Here is a 16,476-nt window from a genome sequence, read left to right on the forward strand (position 1 = left end):
CGGTTCAGAACGAGAAGGCGGGCTCCTCCGGCGCGGTCTCCCGCTCGATCGACACGCCCAGCCCGAGCAGGTCGGCGACGAACGTCGGGTAGCCGCGGTCGATGTGGTGCACGTGGCTGACCTCGGTGACCCCGTCCGCGCACAGCCCGGCGATCACCAGGCCGGCACCGGCGCGGATGTCGGTGGCCCGGACCGGCGCGCTGGACAGCCGCTCCCGGCCCCGGACCACCGCGTGGTGGCCGTCGGTGCGGATGTCCGCGCCGAGCCGGGCCATCTCGTTCACGAACATGAACCGGCCGTCGAAGATGTTCTCGGTGACCAGGGACGCCCCCTCGCTCACCGACGCCAGCCCGATCGCCATCGGCAGCAGGTCGGTGGGGAAGCCGGGGAACGGCAGCGTGACGATGTCCACGGCGGCGGGGCGGCGGTCCATCCGGACCCGGAACGAGTCGGTGCCGGTCTCCACGGTGGTGCCCGCCGAGACGAGCTTGTCCAGCGCGATGTCGAGGAACAGCGGGTTGAGCCCGGTCACCGTGACGTCGCCCCGGGTCATCGCCGCGCCGAACGCCCACGTCCCGCCGACGATCCGGTCGCCGACCGTCGCATGCCGGACCGGCCGCAGTTCGTCCACGCCCTCGATCCGCAGCGTGGACGTGCCGGCGCCGTCGATCCGGGCGCCCATGTCGGTGAGCATCCCGCAGATGTCGACGATCTCCGGCTCCCGGGCGGCGTTGTCGATCTCGGTGGTGCCGTTGGCCAGGACCGCCGCCATCAGCAGGTTCTCGGTGGCGCCCACGCTCGGGAAGTCCAGCCAGATGGTGGCGCCCCGGAGCCCGGACGGCGCCGAGGCGATCACGAAGCCGTGCTCGCCGGTGATGTCCGCGCCCATCCGGGACAGCCCGCCGACGTGCATGTCCAGGCCGCGGGAGCCGATGGCGTCGCCACCCGGGTGCGCCACCCGCACGTACCCGCACCGCGCCAGCAGCGGCCCCAGCACACAGATGGACGCGCGCAGCCGCCGCACCAGGTCGTAGTCGGCCTCGCTGCCCGGCTCCGCCGGGACGTCGACCGCCACCTCGTCGCCGGAGAACGCCACCGAGCAGCCGAGCCGGCGCAGCACCTCCCCCATGATCGCTATATCGGTGATCCGGGGGATGTTCGAGATCACGCTCTCCCCCGGCGCCAGCAGGGCCGCCGCCATCAGCTTCAGCGCGGAGTTCTTCGCGCCCACCACCCCGACCTCGCCGGCCAGGCGGGCGCCGCCGTCAACCCGGATCACGTCCACGCCCGCCATCGTAGGCGGACCGGGTCCGTACGCTGGCGGCATGGCCGTGCACCTGAACCGCATCTACACCCGGGCCGGCGACGCCGGCACCACCCGCCTCACCAACAACGAGAAGGTCAGCAAGACGGACCCGCGGATCGCCGCCTACGCCGACGTGGACGAGTGCAACGCGGCGATCGGCGTGGCACTGGCCCTGGGCGATCTGCCGGAGGGCGTGCGGGCCGTGCTGGAACTGGTCCAGAACGACCTGTTCGACGTCGGCGCCGACCTGAGCAACCCGGTCACGCCCGACCCGCCGTACCAACCCCTGCGGGTGACCGAGGAGTACGTCACGCGGATCGAGGGGTGGTGCGACCGGTACAACGAGGACCTGCCGAAACTCGACTCGTTCGTGCTGCCCGGCGGTACCCGTGGGGCGGCGCTGCTGCACGTGGCGCGCACGGTCGCCCGGCGGGCGGAGCGCAGCGCATGGGTGCTGATCGAGCACGACCCGGAGCGTACCCAGCCGCTGGCCGCCAGGTACCTCAACCGCCTCTCCGACCTGCTGTTCATCCTCGCCCGGGTGGCGAACCCGCAGGGCGACGTGCTGTGGCAGCCCGGCGGGAACCGGTGAGCCCGACCGCGGGCGCCCTGCACCACGTGGAGGTGTGGGTACCGGACCTCGCGGGGGCGCGGCACTCCTGGGGCTGGCTGCTCGCCGAACTCGGCTGGCAGCCGTTCCAGGACTGGGCGAACGGCTGCTCCTGGCGCCAGGGCGAGACGTACATCGTGGTCGAGCAGTCGCCGGCCCTGGCCGGTCGGGTCCACGAACGGCTCGCCCCCGGCGTGAACCACCTCGCGTTCCACGCCGGCCCGCCGGCCCGGGTGGACGCCCTGGTGGCGGTGGCACCGGGGTACGGGTGGTCGCTGATGTTCGAGGACCGCCACCCGTACGCGGGCGGCCCCGGCGTGTACGCGGCGTACCTGGAGGACGCGTACGGCTACGAGGTGGAACTGGTGGCGGAGGGGCTTCCGGAGCCCTCCTGACCCCTCCGGCGCGCCTACCGCCGGGCGGTCTCGCGGGTCACCGGGTGGCCAAACGCGAGACCGCCCCGGGCGGGGCGGCCTCGATCCAGGAGAGGAAGCCGGTGACCGTGGAGCGCGCCATGGCGATCTCGACCGGTGAGTTCTGGGCGAGACAGCGCAGGATCACCCAGTCGTCGGGGAGGGCGAACTTCTCCGGGCCGGTGGGTTCACGCCGGCTCTGCACCACCAGCCCATTGCGGGACAGCACCCGGCGGGGCCGGATGGCCAGGCTGAACATGCGGTACCAGCGGAGGTCGTCGCCGTCGAAGCGGGCGAACCCGGGCGACCAGCCGCGACCGCTGACCATCGTCGACAGGCGGATGGTGAGCTTGATGGTGCCGCCCGCGCGGGCGACCCAGGCCCGGCGGGCGAACAGCGCCGCCAGGACGGCGAGCACGACCAGGATGCCGACGGCGACCCATTCGAAGATCTCCACCGGCATGGGCGGTCAGTGGCTCGCGGCCGGGCTGGTGGGCTGGGCCGGGGTGGCCTGCTCGGCGAGGACGGTGACCTTCGCGGTGGTGACCGAGAGGAAGCCGCCGCTCACGTCGTAGGTGAGCTGCTCGCCACCGGCGCGCTTGATCCGCACCTGGCTGTCGTCGGCGAGCTGACCGAGAAGCTGCTCGTGGCCGGGGAGCACGCCGAGCTCGCCCTCCGTGGTCCGGGCGACGAGCATGTCCGCCTCACCGGTCCAGATCTTCTCCTCGACGGCTACCAGCTCCACCTGAAGCGTGTTCGCCACGTTGTGCACACCTCGCCCGCTATGGCCGTACCCGGGGGCACGGCAGGGATCTTCAGAGTCTAGAAGGTGCGGCGACCCCCGCCCACGGCGGATGACCAACCGCGACGCACACCACACCGCCGGGAGGGGCGGGTGCGGTGTGCCGGTGCGCGAGGGCCGCGCCGGCCAGCACCGGCGCGGCCCCGTCGAGGTCGAGCTGCTGTCGGGAGGACGACTAGTCCTCCTTCATCAGCTCCTTGGCCTTGCGCTCCAGGTCCTCCAGGCCACCGCACATGAAGAAGGCCTGCTCGGGGAAGTGGTCGTACTCGCCCTCGCTGATCTTCTTGAACGCCTCGATCGTCTCCTTGACCGGGACGAAGGAGCCCGGGATGCCGGTGAAGACCTCGGCGGCGTAGGTGTTCTGGGACAGGAAGCGCTCGATCCGGCGGGCCCGGCCCACCGTGATCTTGTCGTCCTCGGAGAGCTCCTCCATGCCGAGGATGGCGATGATGTCCTGCAGGTCGCGGTAGCGCTGCAGGATCCGCTTCACCTCGGAGGCGACCGTGTAGTGCTCCGCGCCGACGTACTCCGGGGCGAGAATCCGGGACGAGGACGCCAGCGGGTCCACCGCCGGGTAGATGCCCTTGTCGGAGATCGACCGCTCCAGGTTCGTGGTCGCGTCCAGGTGGGCGAACGTGGTCGCCGGGGCGGGGTCGGTGTAGTCGTCCGCCGGCACGTAGATCGCCTGCATGGAGGTGATGGCCTGGCCGCGGACGGAGGTGATCCGCTCCTGCAGCTCGCCCATCTCGTCCGCCAGGGTCGGCTGGTAGCCCACCGCGCTCGGCATGCGCCCGAGCAGCGTGGAGACCTCCGAGCCGGCCTGGGTGAACCGGAAGATGTTGTCGATGAACAGCAGCACCTCCTGGCGCTGCACGTCGCGGAAGTACTCCGCCATGGTCAGCGCGGACAGCGCGACCCGCAGCCGGGTGCCCGGCGGCTCGTCCATCTGGCCGTAGACCAGCGCCGTCTTGTCGATGACGCCGGACTCGGTCATCTCGTGGATCAGGTCGTTGCCCTCGCGGGTGCGCTCGCCCACGCCGGCGAACACCGAGGTGCCACCGAAGTTGTTGGCCACCCGGATGATCATCTCCTGGATGAGCACCGTCTTGCCCACGCCCGCGCCGCCGAACAGGCCGATCTTGCCGCCCTTGACGTACGGGGCGAGCAGGTCCAGAACCTTGATGCCGGTCTCCAGCATCTCGGTCTTGGGCTCCAGGTCGGCGAACGCCGGCGCCTTGCGGTGGATCGGCCAGCGGTCCGCGACCTCGAGCTTCTCCCCCTCCTTGAGGTTGAGGCAGTCCCCGATCGCGTTGAACACGTGACCCTTGGTGCCATCGCCCACCGGGACGGTGATCGGTGAGCCGCTGTCGGTCACCTCGGCGCCGCGGATCAGGCCGTCGGTCGGCTGCATGGAGATCGCCCGGATCATGTTGTCGCCCAGGTGCTGGGCGACCTCAAGGGTCAGGGTCCGCGTCCCGCCGGACAGCTCCACCGGAACCGTCAGCGCGTTGAAGATCTCCGGCATGGCGTCGCGCGGGAACTCGGCGTCGACGACCGGGCCGATAACCCGCACGACCCGGCCGGTTCCGGTCTTGGTCTCTACGTCAGCAACAGTCATCACAATTCACTTCCCGCCGCCGCCAGCGCGTTCACGCCGCCGACGATCTCACTGATCTCCTGGGTGATACTGGCCTGGCGGGCCGAGTTCATCTGCCGGGTGTAGTTGCCGATCATCTCTTCCGCGTTGTCGGTGGCGCTCTTCATCGCCCGCCGGCGGGCGGCCGACTCGCTGGCCGCCGACTCCAGCAGCGCGGCGTAGATGCGGGTGTTGATGTACTTCGGCAACAGGGCCTCGAGCAGCGCCTCCGGCTCCGGCTCGAACTCGTACGCCGGCAACGGCTCCTTCGCCTCCGTGCGCGGCCGCTCCTCGACCACCAGCGGCGCGAAGATCCGGCTCGTCGGCATCTGCGTCATCAGCGACTTGAACTCGGTGTAGACGATGAACAACTCGTCCACGCCGGGCGTGCCGTCCGGATTGCCGTGCGCGTCGTCCGCCCCGGCGGTGAACGCCTGGATCAGCGTGTCACCGACCGCGCGGGCGTCGGAGAAGGTGGGCTGCTCGGAGAAGCCCGTCCAGCTCCCGGTGATCTCCCGCCCGCGGAACCGGTAGAAGGTCACGCCCTTGCGGCCGATGACGTAGAGCACCGGCTCCTTGCCGTCCTCGCGGAGCCGCGCGATGAGCGACTCGGCCGTCCGGATGGCGTTGGAGCTGTACCCGCCGGCCAGGCCGCGGTCGCTCGTGATCACCAGGACACCGGAGCGGCGCACCGGGTTCCGGGGGGTGAGCAGCGGGTGATCCACGCTGGCGTTGCTGGCCAGCGCGGTCAGCACCCCCGTGATCGCGTTCGCGTACGGCAGCGACGCCGCCACCCGCGCCTGCGCCTTGGCGATGCGGCTGGTCGCGACCAGCTCCATCGCCTTGGTGATCTTCTTCATCGACTTGGCGGAGCGGATCTTCTGCCGCAGTACGCGTACCTGTCCAGCCATGGCGGGCTACCGCTTCTCGGCCGGCGGCGCCGTATACCGCGTGACCGTTTCCTGGTCGTGCTCGCCCTCGGCCGCCTCCGCCTCCGGCTCGTTGATCCGCACGGTGTTGTCCTGGGCGAGGAACATCTGCTTGAACTGGCCGACCGCGTTGTCCAGGCCGCCGATCACGTCGTCGTCCCAGTTCTCCGCGGCGACGCTCTCCAGCAGGTTGCGGTGCGAGTGGCGCAGGTACTCCAGGAACTCCCGCTCGAAGCGCGGCACCTCGGCCACCGGAACGTCGTCCAGCTTGCCCTCGGTGCCGGCCCAGATCGAGATGACCTCCTCCTCGACCGGGTACGGCGAGTAGTTCGACTGCTTGAGCAGCTCCACCAGGCGGGCGCCCCGCTCGAGCTGGTTGCGGGAGGCGCGGTCCAGGTCCGAGGCGAACGCCGCGAACGCCTCCAGCTCCCGGTACTGCGCCAGGTCCAGGCGCAGCCGGCCGGCGACCTTACGCAGCGGCTTGACCTGCGCCGCGCCGCCGACCCGGGAGACCGAGGTACCGACGTTGATCGCCGGCCGGACGCCCTGGTTGAACAGCTCGGTCTCCAGGAAGATCTGCCCGTCGGTGATCGAGATGACGTTGGTCGGGATGAACGCGGAGATGTCGTTGCCCTTGGTCTCGATGATCGGCAGGCCGGTCATCGAGCCGCCGCCCATCTCGTCGGAGAGCTTCGCGCACCGCTCCAGCAGCCGGGAGTGCAGGTAGAACACGTCGCCCGGGTACGCCTCGCGGCCCGGCGGGCGGCGCAGCAGCAGCGACACCGCGCGGTACGCCTCGGCCTGCTTGGTCAGGTCGTCGAAGACGATCAGCACGTGCTTGCCGGCGTACATCCAGTGCTGGCCGATGGCCGAGCCGGAGTAGGGCGCCAGGTACTTGAAGCCGGCCGGGTCGGACGCCGGGGAGGCGACGATGGTGGTGTACTCCATCGCCCCGTGCTCCTCAAGGGTGCCCTTGACCGACGCGATCGTGGAGGCCTTCTGGCCGATCGCCACGTAGATGCAGCGCACCTGCTTCTTCGGGTCCCCGGACTCCCAGTTCGCCCGCTGGTTCAGGATGGCGTCCAGCGCGATCGTGGTCTTGCCGGTGCGGCGGTCACCGATGATCAGCTGGCGCTGGCCACGGCCGATCGCGGTCATCGCGTCCACGGCCTTGATGCCCGTCTGGAGGGCCTCGGTGACGCTCTGCCGCGCCATCACGTTCGGCGCCTGGAGCTCCAGCTCCCGGTACCCCTCGTTGGCGATCTCGCCCTGGCCGTCCAGCGGCTCGCCCAGCGGGTTCACCACCCGGCCGAGGAAGGCGTCACCGACCGGCACGGAGAGCACCCGGCCGGTCCGCTTGACCTGCTGCCCCTCCTCGATGCCCTCGAACGGGCCGAGGATGACGACACCGATCTCGCGGACGTCCAGGTTCAGCGCCACGCCGAGCGTGCCGTCCTCGAACTCCAGCAGCTCGTTGGCCATCGTCGAGGGCAGGCCCTCGACGTGCGCGATGCCGTCACCGGCGTCGGTGACGGTGCCGACCTCCTCGCGGGAGGTCTCCGGCGTGTACGAGGAGACGTAGCGCTCCAGCGCGCCCCGGATCTCCTCGGTCGAGATGGTCAGCTCGGCCATCTGTGCGTCCTCTTTATCTTCAGCGTCGGTAGACGAAGGCGGGTACGGCGGCGTCGCGCGCCGGGCGAGCCGCGCGGCTCAGCGCCCGGTCAGCGCGTGACGGGTCTCGTTGAGGCGGCGGAGGATCGTACCGTCGTACAGGTCCGAGCCCACCCGGACGCTCATACCGCCCAGAACGCGGGGCTCCACCGAAACCTTGACGGAGACCTCCCTACGGTACAACTCGGACAGCTTGGCGCCCAGCCGCTGCTCGTCCCCGTCGCTGATGGGCGCCGCCACGGTGACGTAGGCGATCTGCCGGTCCCGCCGCTCGGCGGCCAGCTCGACCAGCCGGCTCAGCCCACCGGTGACGCTGCGACCCCCGAACCCCGCGAGGGCCACCTGCACCAGCCGCACCGTGACCGGCAGCGCCTTGCCCTCGAGCAGCTCCCGGACCAGCGTCATCCGCTGGTCCACCGGGGTGGTGGAGTCGCCGAGCGCCCCGGCCAGCGCCGGGTTGGCGTCCGCCACGTGGCCGAACCGGAACAGCTCGTCCTCGACCTCGGCCAGCTCGCCGACCGAGTCCGCGCCGGCGAGCAGCGCCTCCACGCCCAGCCGCTCGGCCGCGTCCAGCAGCTCGGACGGGGCCGAGAAGCGGCCGGACACCAGCGTGGCCAGCAGCTCCACCGCGGTGTCGCTGACCTTGCCGGACAGCAGCGTACGCAGCAGCCCGGCCCGCTCGTCGGCGGCCCGGGACGGGTCGACCAGCGCCCGGCGCAGCCGGGGCTCGCGGCCCAGCATGACGGCCGCCGCGAGGATCTCGTCGGCCGCGGTGCCGACCGTGGCGGCGTCGGCGCGCCCGAGCACCTCGTTGAGGCGCTCCGCCGCGGCGGCGTACGCCTCGCGGCCGGCCCCGCCGGGCATCAGCGGGCCCCCGAGCTCTGCGGGGCGGCGTGCTCAAGCTCGCTGATGAACCGCTCCACCGTGCCCCGCCGACGGGCCTCGTCGGCCAGGGCCTCGCCGACGATCCGGGAGGCCAGCTCCACCGCCAGGCCGCCGACCTCGCCGCGCAGCTCGCGCACGATGCTCTGCCGCTCGGCGGTCAGCTGCTCGCGGCCGGCCGCGATGACCCGGTCGGACTCCTCGCGGGCCTTCGCCAGCACGTCCGCCCGGATGCTCTCGGCGTCCGCCCGGGCCTGGTCCCGGATGCCCGCCGCCTCGGTGCGTGCCTCGGCCAGCTGCGCCTTGTACTGCTCCAGCAGCTGGTTCGCCTCGGCCTGCGCCGCCTCGGCGCGCTTGATCCCGCCCTCGATCGCCTCGACCCGAGCCTGGAACGTCTGCTCCATCCGCGGGAAGACGAACTTCATCAGCACGAAGCAGAGGACGGCGAAGGCGATGAGGCCGATCACCATCTCCTGCCAGATGGGGAAGACGGGGTTGTGCCCGCCCTCGGCGGCGTAGTTCACCATGCAAACCTCCGGTGGTCTTCCGGGCGGGCCCTACTTGGCCCAGACGAAGCCGAACGCGATGCCCAGCAGCGCGAGCGCCTCGACCAGGACGAAGCCCAGGAAGAGGTAGGTGCGGGTCAGACCGACCGACTCCGGCTGGCGGGCGGTGGCCTGGATGTACGCGGCGAAGACGAGCCCGATACCGATGCCCGGGCCGATGGCGGCCAGGCCGTAACCGATCGCGGCGAGGCTGCCCGTGACCGCGGCGAGATCCGTCATTTCATTCCTCCTGTTATCGCGTGTGAGGACGCCTCACACGGACGTCTGACTACTTACTGGGGCGCTGGGTCTACTGGGTCCACAGTGCGACGCGGCCTCAGTGGTCCGTGGCGATCGAGGTCTGCACGTAGACCGCGGTCAGCAGGGTGAACACGTACGCCTGGAGCACCGCGACCAGCAGCTCGAACAGGGTCAGGATGATCGCCATCAGCCAGGCGAACGGCGACATCGCCTTGATGAAGAAGTTGTCCGAGGCGAGCAGGACGAAGCCGCTCAGCGTGAACACCAGCAGGATGATGTGGCCGGCGAACATGTTCGCGAACAACCGCAGCGCGAGCGTGAACGGCCGCAGCACCAGGTTGGAGAAGAACTCCAGCGGGATCAGCAGCGGGTAGAGCACCTTCGGTGCCGGCGGCATGGTCTGCGACTTGAGGTAGCGCCAGAACCCGTGCTTCTTGATGCCCGCGGCGTTGTAGAGCACGTACGAGATGATCGCCAGGAACGCCGGGAACGCGATGTGCGACATCGGCGAGATCTGAATGAACGGGATGATCCCGAAGATGTTGGTGAGCAGGATGAAGCTGAACAGCGTCGCCAGGTAGGGCGCGAACCGCACGCCCTCGTGCCCGATGATCTCCTTGGCGACGTTGTCCCGGGCGAACCCGTACACCGACTCGGCCATCCACTGCCCGCGGGTGGGCACCAGCTTCGGCTTGCGGTAGGCCAGCAGGAAGAACGCGATCAGGGCCGCGACCGCGAGCCAGATCAGCACGGTGAACTTGGTGACCCACGGGGAGTTGGCCTCCCCCCACGGGTAGATCGCGGGCAGGAAGAAGTCTTCCACGCTGGGCGGGAAGGGCAGATCGTCCTTGGCCAGGACGGTCAACTGCTCGATCACCGCGCTGCTCCTCCTCTACCCCTACGCCCCGAACCGCTTGATCACCAGGTAGATGCCGCCGGCCACACCGACGACGATCCCCACCCCGGTGGTGATCCCACCGGTGTGCAACCAGCGATCCACGAGCCAGCCAGCGGACCCCCACACCGCCATACCCGACAACAGGTACCCGAGTGCGGTCCAAGCGGTGTTGTTTGGATCGCCAGCGGGAGGGGGCGGGGGCTTCTGGTCACCGGCCATGTCGAGGGGAAAGATAGCAGCCGGCTTTCAGGTGCAGAGACTCACCCCCCACGCAGCTCTGCTGCGCGGGTATCGGGCAGAATGGAGTCGTCTGTGCGCACACGCTACTCCCCTTTGCCTCCGTCGTGCAGGGACGAATAGCGGACAATCACCCGATCTGAGCTACGGATTCCCCGAGTGGCAGAACTTCGGCGGTTACCGAACCGCCGGGCGGTGGTTCCCCTGGGTGACCGGTGCGCCGGCTACAGGTCCACGTAGGGGATCCGCGCGGTCCACGTCCACCACGCCTGCGTGGTGATCCACACCAGCACCGCGGCGATCAGCCCCACGCCCATCGGCTTCAGCCCGGCCCAGTCGCTCGCGGCGATGCCCGCCATCACCACGCCGATCAGCGTGAACTTCAGCGCGTACGTCATCAGGCCCACCGGCAGCAGCATCCGCCGGTCCAGCCCGTCCGCCCACGCCATGACCAGTGTGGACGCGGCGTAGCTGGCGGCCACCAGGAGCACGCCCGCGGCGACGCCGGCCGCGCCGGACAGGCCGGCCAGCACGCCGCCCACGGCCGCGCCCGCCACCAGCAGCACGGCCGAGGCGACCAGCCCCGGCCGCAGCAGGCGGCGCCACGGGCTCGTCACGGCGTGACCCCTACGTCCACCGTGTGGGTGGCACGGGGATACCGCGCGCGGGGATACCGGGCGCGCGGGGCAGAGAACTTGGCGGCCAGTGCCGACACCTCCTCGGTCAGGCCCGGCAAGCGTAGCCGTAGCCCCCGCGGCCCGACCGCCGCGCCCACGCCGCCGTGCCACGGGCCACGGGCCGCGCGGATCGAACGCCTAGACGGAGTCCGGGAGCAGGAGGGCGGCGAACGGGCGGACGGTGTCCTCGATCTCGTCGGCGACCCGGCTGAAACACTGGTCGCCGCGGCCCCACGGGTCGTCCAGGTCGTCGGCGGGCTCGGGCGGCTCGTCGCCGCGGGCGGCGTTCACGGCGGCGACCAGCGCCGAGCCGCGGGCGTACAGCGCGTCGGGGGTCGGGGACGCGGGTGGCAGGGCGGCCGGGTCGATCGCGGACAGCAGCCGGCCGAACTCGCCGAGCACGAAGGTCCGGTCGACGGCGTCGGGACGCAGGGCGACGACGTACTCCTGCTGGTCCGACGTGGCGGTGAGGATGAGTTCGGCGGCGTCGATGTGCTCGGACCGCAGCTTGCGGGCCTGGAAGCCGCCGTCCGCACCGCCGCGGGCTCGGACCTGACGGGCGGCGGGCGGGTTCATCTCCTCGCCGGCGTGCCAGCCGCCGGTGCCGGCGCTGTGACTGTGCAGCAGTTCGTCGGCGAGCGCCGTCGGCGGCGCGGCGCCGGCCGGCACGGCGGCGACGCGCTGGCGGATGGCGGCGGCCAGCAGGCGCTCGGCCATCGGGGACCGGCAGATGTTGCCCATGCACACGTGCAGCACCGTGAACGGCGGCAACTCAGCCCTCCTGACCGGCGGGGATGATGTCCGGCGCGACCTCGAGCAGCTTCTCGATCGGGATGGCGCCGTCGCGCAGGACCCGGGGCACGGCGCCGGTGACGTCCAGGATCGTGCTGGGTACCGGTTCCGGGGTGGGTCCGGCCTCCAGGTAGACGCGGACCGCGTAGCCGAGCTGGTCGCGGGCCTCGTCGGCGGTGGTGGCCGGCGGCTGCTTGGTCTTGTTGGCGGAGGAGACGGCCATCGGGCCGGTCTCGCGCAGCACCTCCAGGGCGACCGGATGCAGCGGCATCCGGACGGCGACCGTGCCGTCGGTGGCGCCGAGATCCCAGCGCAGGGTCGGCGCGTGCTCCACGACGAGCGTGAGCGCGCCCGGCCAGAACGCCTCGACCAGGTCCCGGGCCACCCGGGGCAGGGTGAGGACCAGGCCGTCGAGGGTGTGCCGGGAGCCGACCAGCACCGGCGGCGGGTTCTGCCGGCCCTTGGCGTTGAGCAGCCCCTGTACCGCGTGCGGGACGAACGCGTCGGCGCCGATGCCGTAGAGCGTGTCGGTGGGCATGACGACAAGCTCGCCGGACTTGACCGCGTCGATGGCCGCGGCGATGCCCCGGTCACGCTCGGCGACGTTGCGACAGTCGTAGAGCATCACGCGTGCAGTCTGCCACGCGCGCACCGGTTCACTCCGGCAGCACCCGGCGCGCGGTGGCGAACCGGGGCCGCCCGGCCAGATCGGGGTGGTCGGTGACGTCCGCGTAGCGGCCGTCCGCGCGCAGCAGTTCGGGAACGGCGAGCCCGTGGCTGTCGTCGTGCTCGATCGCCAGGCCGCCGCCGGGGCGCAGCAGGGTCGCGGCCCGGGCCACCACGCCGCGGATCACCGCCAGTCCGTCCGGGCCGCCGAACACCGCCTCCGCCGGGTCGTGGTCGGCCACTTCCGGGGGTACGGGCGAAGCGTCGGGGACGTACGGCGGGTTGCAGAGGACCAGGTCCACCCGGCCGTCCAGATCGGCGAGCACCCCCGGGTCGGTGGCGTCCCCCCCGACCACCGCGACCCGGGTGCCCGCCGCGTTGCGGCGCAGCCAGGCCAGCGCCGCGGGCGAACGCTCGACGGCGTACACGACCGCGCCGGGCAGTTCGTCGGCGACGGCGAGCGCGATGGCGCCGGAGCCGCTGCACAGGTCCACGACCGTGGGCGCCGCGCCGGCCGCGGCCAGCGCCCAGCCGACCAGCGCCTCGGTCTCCGGCCGGGGCACGAACACGCCCGGCCCGACCGCGAGGTCCAGGTGCCGGAAGCCGACGGTACCGGTGAGGTGCTGCACCGGGACCCGGCCGGCGCGGGCGGTGACCAGGGCGGCGAGCCGGTCGGCCTGCTCGGCGGTGAGGTCGCCGGCGACCAGCAACCGGCCGCGCGGCACGCCGAGCACGTGCGCGACCAGCAGCGCGGCGTCCGCCCGGGGCGAGTCCACCCCGGCGGCGGCCAACACGCGGGCGGACCAACCGAGCGCCTGGCCCGCGCGGGCGGGCGGCTTACCTGGCACCGGTGACTTTTCGACCGAGTGGGACACGCTCACCATCATGGAGCGTGCCGCATGGCGACGCACCACCGGAGGGCCGTGTCCCGACGGCACCCGCGCCCGGGCGGCGCGGCCCGCGTGCTCAGCGCCGGGGCGGCGGGAGCTCAGCGCCGGGGGCGGCGCGGCCACGGAGGGCTCAGCGCCGGGCCGCGGGGCCACGGGGGCTGAGCCCTCCGGGCCGGGCTCAGCGCCGGGTCAACTCGGTTTCGCCGCTCAGCCGGGCCTGCCGGTCGGCCTCGCCCAGCGCGTCCAGCACCCCGTCCAGGTCGCCGGCGAGCGCCAGGTCCAGGTTGTACGCGGTGTAGCCGATCCGGTGATCGGTGATCCGGTTCTGCGGGAAGTTGTACGTGCGGATCCGCTCGGACCGGTCCACCGTGCGCACCTGCGCCTTGCGCGCGTCGGCGGCGGCCGCGGCGGCCTCCTCCTCGGCCAACTGGGCGAGCTTGGCGCGCAGCATCCGCATGGCCCGGTCCTTGTTCTGCAACTGGGAGCGCTCGTTCTGGCAGGAGACCACGATCCCGGTCGGCACGTGGGTGATCCGCACCGCCGAGTCGGTGGTGTTGACCGACTGGCCGCCCGGGCCGGACGAGCGGAACACGTCCACCCGCAGGTCGCCCGGGTCGATCTCGATCTCGGTCTCCTCGGCCTCCGGGGTGACCAGCACGCCCGCCGCCGAGGTGTGGATGCGCCCCTGTGACTCGGTCACCGGCACCCGCTGGACCCGGTGCACGCCGCCCTCCCACTTCAGGCGGGACCAGACGCCGTTGCCGCCCTCGGGCACCCCCCGGGTCTTGATCGCCACGGCGACGTCCTTGACCCCGCCCAGGTCGGACTCCTGGTCGTCCAGCACCTCGACCACCCAGCCGTGCCGCTCGGCGTACCGGGAGTACATGCGCAGCAGGTCCCCGGCGAACAGGGCCGACTCCTCGCCGCCCTCGCCCGCCTTGATCTCCAGGATCACGTCCTTGCCGTCGTTGGGGTCCCGCGGGATGAGCAGTTCGGCGAGGCGCTCCTCCAGCGCGGGAAGCGCGGCGGCCAGGCCCTCCGCCTCGGCGGCGAACGACGGCTCCTCGGCGGCCAGTTCACGCGCGGCGACCAGGTCGGCGCGGGCCTGGTTCAGTTCGGCGCTGGCCTTGTGGATCGGGGTCAGCTCGGCGAACCGGCGGCCGACCCGGCGGGCGGCCGCCTGATCGGCGTGGATGGCCGGGTCCGCCAGTCGCCGCTCCAGCTCGGCGTACTCGTCGAGCAGCGCCGCGAGGCGGCCGGAGCCCTCCATGGTCTCGGCGCTCATCGATCCTCCAGGGGTGTGCCGGCGGTGCGTGAACATGCGAACGGCGCCCGCCGCGCGGCCGGGGTGGCCGGGTCGGGCGCCGTCGGTGAAGCTACTTGTTGCCGGACTTGCGGGCCTGCGCCTTGGCGTACTTCTGCTGGAACTTGGCGACCCGGCCGGCGGTGTCGAGCACGCGCTGCTTGCCGGTGTAGAACGGGTGGCACTCGCTGCACGTCTCGGCGTGGATGACGCCGTTCTTGGCGGTGCTGCGGGTGGTGAAGGTGTGACCGCAGGCGCACGTCACCTCGGTGACGACGTACTCCGGGTGGATGCCAGACTTCATGGGGCCGCTGATCCTCTCTCGGGCCGGTCGCCGGGTCGCCCCCGGGCTCGGGGACGTGAACCGGAACCTGTGCGGTGTACCAGTGTAGTGAACCGCCGTCTGCAACGTCGCGCCCCCCGGGCGTCATTCCCGGGTCGGGGCGGGGCGACCCGTCCGGCCCAGCTCCAGGGCCTCCGCGTCCAGGAGGAAGTTCGGCCGCAGGTCCATCTCGTCGTAGTACCGGTGGAAGACCGGGGTGAGGCCGCCGGAGACGGGCGGGACGATCCACGTCCAGTCGGCGGGCACCCGGCGCCCGTACCGCTCCTCCCGCTCGACGTGCTTGAGGAACCGCCGGGACTCCGTGTGGTGGTCGCTGATCCGCACGCCGGCGCGGTCGAACGACCACAGCACCGCGCGGTTCACCTCGACCAGCGCCCGGTCCCGCCACAGGCTTTCCTCGTGCGAGGTGTCCAGGCCGAACAGCCGCGCCACGACCGGCAGCAGGTTGTACCGGTCCGCGTCGGCGAGGTTGCGCGCGCCGATCTCGGTACCCATGTACCAGCCGTTGAACGGCGCCAGCGGGTAGTCGATCCCGCCGATCGACAGCCGCATGTTGGCGATCGCCGGTACCGCGTGCCAGCGCAGGCCCAGCTCGGCGAAGCCGTCGTGTTCCGGGTGTGCCAGCGGCACCTCCAGCACCGCGTGCTCCGGCAGGTCGTACAGGCGGACGCCCTCCTCGGGCGTCTCGATCGCCAGCGGCAGCACGTCGAACGCCTCGCCCTTGCCGCGCCAGCCCAGGTCGCGCATGGACTCGGTGAACTCCACGTACCGCGGGTCGCCGACCACCCGCCCGTCGCCGGTGCGGTACCCCGCGTACCGGATGAGCTGCTCGTTCCAGATCCGCGCGTACGGCCGACCCGGCACCGCCGGCGCGAACACGGAGATGACCGGGCGGATCGGCACCGCTGCGCGGCCGGGACGCGCCTCGCCGGCCGCGGTCGTCAGGTGCTGGACGAGCAGCGAGAAGATCTGGGCGCTGCCCCGCACGTGGCGCCGGTCCAGGACGGTGAGGCTCTGCCAGTAGAGGCGGCCGATGCACCGGCTGGAGTTGCGCCAGGCGAGCTTCGCGCCGTAGGTCAGTTCGGCGGGCGTGTGGTCGTAGGTGCCGGTCGCGGCGATCCGGGCGCGGACGTCGGCCAGCCGCGGCTCGACCGGGCCGAAGTGCGGGTTCTCGGCGTGGCAGCGGCGGAGGAACTCCTCGGCCTCGGCCGGGTCGACCGGTGTGGTCGGGTCCCACTCGACGGGTGGTTGCTGCCGGTAGCCCGGTACCGCCGTCAATCTGCACCTCCGCGCGCTGTCCACTTCAGCCGGTCAGCAGAATGTCGCACACGGTATCGGGCGGCGGAAGGGGTGCAAATCGCGCATGACACGCTTATGCCTCATCGTCGATACGACAAGGGGGCGCGGAACGGACCGCGTGTGCGATCCGTGCCGCGCCCCTTGACAGCGAGCCGTACCCGGTTACTCGCCGGGCGTCGTCTTCGCGATGTTCATCAGGAACTCGATGTTCGTCCGGGTCTGCTTCAGGCGGTCCAGCAGCAGATCCAGGGCGGCCTGCGAGTCCAGCGAATGCAGCACCTTGCGCAGCTTGTGGACGATCGCGAGCTCCTCCGGC

At 71.8% G+C, this 16,476-nt stretch carries 20 protein-coding genes; 2 read left to right on the top strand and 18 right to left on the bottom strand.

Annotated elements, in window-relative coordinates; translation table 11 throughout:
• Positions 1–4 precede the first annotated feature (4 nt).
• Positions 5–1,327: a UDP-N-acetylglucosamine 1-carboxyvinyltransferase gene (gene murA / locus KJS59_RS27040; protein ID WP_376771279.1), complete on the bottom strand. Its 1,323-nt coding sequence runs from the start codon at positions 1,325–1,327 to the stop codon at positions 5–7.
• On the opposite strand from murA, the gene KJS59_RS27045 reads away from it, so the two are divergent.
• Both KJS59_RS27045 and KJS59_RS27050 read left to right on the top strand, forming a co-directional pair.
• Complete coding sequence (locus KJS59_RS27045) at positions 1,326–1,898, top strand: cob(I)yrinic acid a,c-diamide adenosyltransferase (RefSeq protein WP_213456120.1); 573 nt, start codon at positions 1,326–1,328, stop codon at positions 1,896–1,898. The genes murA and KJS59_RS27045 overlap by 2 nt on opposite strands.
• Positions 1,895–2,311 (top strand): VOC family protein, encoded by a 417-nt coding sequence (locus KJS59_RS27050; RefSeq protein WP_249714942.1) that lies wholly within the window; start codon positions 1,895–1,897, stop codon positions 2,309–2,311. The genes KJS59_RS27045 and KJS59_RS27050 overlap by 4 nt, the downstream gene beginning before the upstream one ends.
• 37 nt (positions 2,312–2,348) lie before the next feature.
• Here KJS59_RS27050 and KJS59_RS27055 read toward each other — a convergent pair whose 3' ends face one another.
• The 17 genes from KJS59_RS27055 to KJS59_RS27135 form a co-directional block, all read right to left on the bottom strand.
• Positions 2,349–2,786 carry a DUF2550 domain-containing protein gene (locus KJS59_RS27055; protein ID WP_213456152.1) on the bottom strand — a complete coding sequence of 146 codons (438 nt, stop codon included), beginning with the start codon at positions 2,784–2,786 and terminating at the stop codon, positions 2,349–2,351.
• Positions 2,787–2,798: 12 nt separating this feature from the next.
• A complete protein-coding gene (locus tag KJS59_RS27060; protein WP_213456124.1) occupies positions 2,799–3,092 on the bottom strand; it encodes a F0F1 ATP synthase subunit epsilon in 294 nt (97 codons plus the stop codon).
• A 214-nt stretch (positions 3,093–3,306) separates the two neighbouring features.
• The gene (gene atpD, locus KJS59_RS27065) at positions 3,307–4,749 is read right to left on the bottom strand and encodes a F0F1 ATP synthase subunit beta (RefSeq protein ID WP_213456126.1); all 1,443 of its coding nucleotides are present in this window, start codon (positions 4,747–4,749) and stop codon (positions 3,307–3,309) included.
• Entirely contained in the window at positions 4,749–5,678 is a 930-nt protein-coding gene (locus tag KJS59_RS27070; RefSeq protein ID WP_213456128.1) for a F0F1 ATP synthase subunit gamma, read from the bottom strand. The genes atpD and KJS59_RS27070 overlap by 1 nt, the downstream gene beginning before the upstream one ends.
• A 6-nt stretch (positions 5,679–5,684) precedes the next feature.
• Positions 5,685–7,328 (bottom strand): F0F1 ATP synthase subunit alpha, encoded by a 1,644-nt coding sequence (atpA, locus tag KJS59_RS27075; protein WP_213456130.1) that lies wholly within the window; start codon positions 7,326–7,328, stop codon positions 5,685–5,687.
• A gap of 78 nt (positions 7,329–7,406) precedes the next feature.
• On the bottom strand, positions 7,407–8,231 hold the full coding sequence (locus tag KJS59_RS27080) for a F0F1 ATP synthase subunit delta (RefSeq protein ID WP_213456132.1): 825 nt from the start codon (positions 8,229–8,231) through the stop codon (positions 7,407–7,409).
• Positions 8,231–8,776, bottom strand: coding sequence for a F0F1 ATP synthase subunit B (locus KJS59_RS27085; RefSeq protein ID WP_213456134.1), 546 nt, complete (start codon positions 8,774–8,776; stop codon positions 8,231–8,233). Before KJS59_RS27085 ends, KJS59_RS27080 begins: the two co-directional genes overlap by 1 nt.
• Before the next feature lie 30 nt (positions 8,777–8,806).
• Positions 8,807–9,034 carry an ATP synthase F0 subunit C gene (gene atpE, locus KJS59_RS27090; protein ID WP_213456136.1) on the bottom strand — a complete coding sequence of 76 codons (228 nt, stop codon included), beginning with the start codon at positions 9,032–9,034 and terminating at the stop codon, positions 8,807–8,809.
• A gap of 97 nt (positions 9,035–9,131) precedes the next feature.
• On the bottom strand, positions 9,132–9,932 hold the full coding sequence (atpB, locus tag KJS59_RS27095; protein WP_249714943.1) for a F0F1 ATP synthase subunit A: 801 nt from the start codon (positions 9,930–9,932) through the stop codon (positions 9,132–9,134).
• 21 nt (positions 9,933–9,953) lie between these two features.
• Positions 9,954–10,055: an AtpZ/AtpI family protein gene (locus KJS59_RS32360; RefSeq protein ID WP_249714945.1), complete on the bottom strand. Its 102-nt coding sequence runs from the start codon at positions 10,053–10,055 to the stop codon at positions 9,954–9,956.
• A gap of 359 nt (positions 10,056–10,414) precedes the next feature.
• Complete coding sequence (locus tag KJS59_RS27105; RefSeq protein WP_213456140.1) at positions 10,415–10,807, bottom strand: hypothetical protein; 393 nt, start codon at positions 10,805–10,807, stop codon at positions 10,415–10,417.
• A 198-nt stretch (positions 10,808–11,005) separates the two neighbouring features.
• A complete protein-coding gene (locus KJS59_RS27110; RefSeq protein ID WP_213456142.1) occupies positions 11,006–11,638 on the bottom strand; it encodes an arsenate reductase/protein-tyrosine-phosphatase family protein in 633 nt (210 codons plus the stop codon).
• 1 nt (position 11,639) lies between these two features.
• Positions 11,640–12,284 carry an L-threonylcarbamoyladenylate synthase gene (locus KJS59_RS27115; protein WP_213456156.1) on the bottom strand — a complete coding sequence of 215 codons (645 nt, stop codon included), beginning with the start codon at positions 12,282–12,284 and terminating at the stop codon, positions 11,640–11,642.
• A gap of 31 nt (positions 12,285–12,315) precedes the next feature.
• Positions 12,316–13,173, bottom strand: a complete 858-nt coding sequence (gene prmC / locus KJS59_RS27120; protein ID WP_376771280.1) for a peptide chain release factor N(5)-glutamine methyltransferase — start codon at positions 13,171–13,173, stop codon at positions 12,316–12,318.
• Positions 13,174–13,393: 220 nt separating this feature from the next.
• Positions 13,394–14,500, bottom strand: a complete 1,107-nt coding sequence (gene prfA / locus KJS59_RS27125) for a peptide chain release factor 1 (protein ID WP_249714949.1) — start codon at positions 14,498–14,500, stop codon at positions 13,394–13,396.
• A gap of 91 nt (positions 14,501–14,591) precedes the next feature.
• Positions 14,592–14,822 (bottom strand): 50S ribosomal protein L31, encoded by a 231-nt coding sequence (gene rpmE / locus KJS59_RS27130; RefSeq protein WP_213456146.1) that lies wholly within the window; start codon positions 14,820–14,822, stop codon positions 14,592–14,594.
• Positions 14,823–14,945: 123 nt separating this feature from the next.
• Positions 14,946–16,139 carry a nitric oxide synthase oxygenase gene (locus KJS59_RS27135; RefSeq protein WP_213456148.1) on the bottom strand — a complete coding sequence of 398 codons (1,194 nt, stop codon included), beginning with the start codon at positions 16,137–16,139 and terminating at the stop codon, positions 14,946–14,948.
• Between the last annotated feature and the right edge of the window lie 337 nt (positions 16,140–16,476).

Origin of the sequence: Rhizomonospora bruguierae, assembly GCF_018397995.1 — a bacterium.
Classification (GTDB): domain Bacteria; phylum Actinomycetota; class Actinomycetes; order Mycobacteriales; family Micromonosporaceae; genus Rhizomonospora; species Rhizomonospora bruguierae.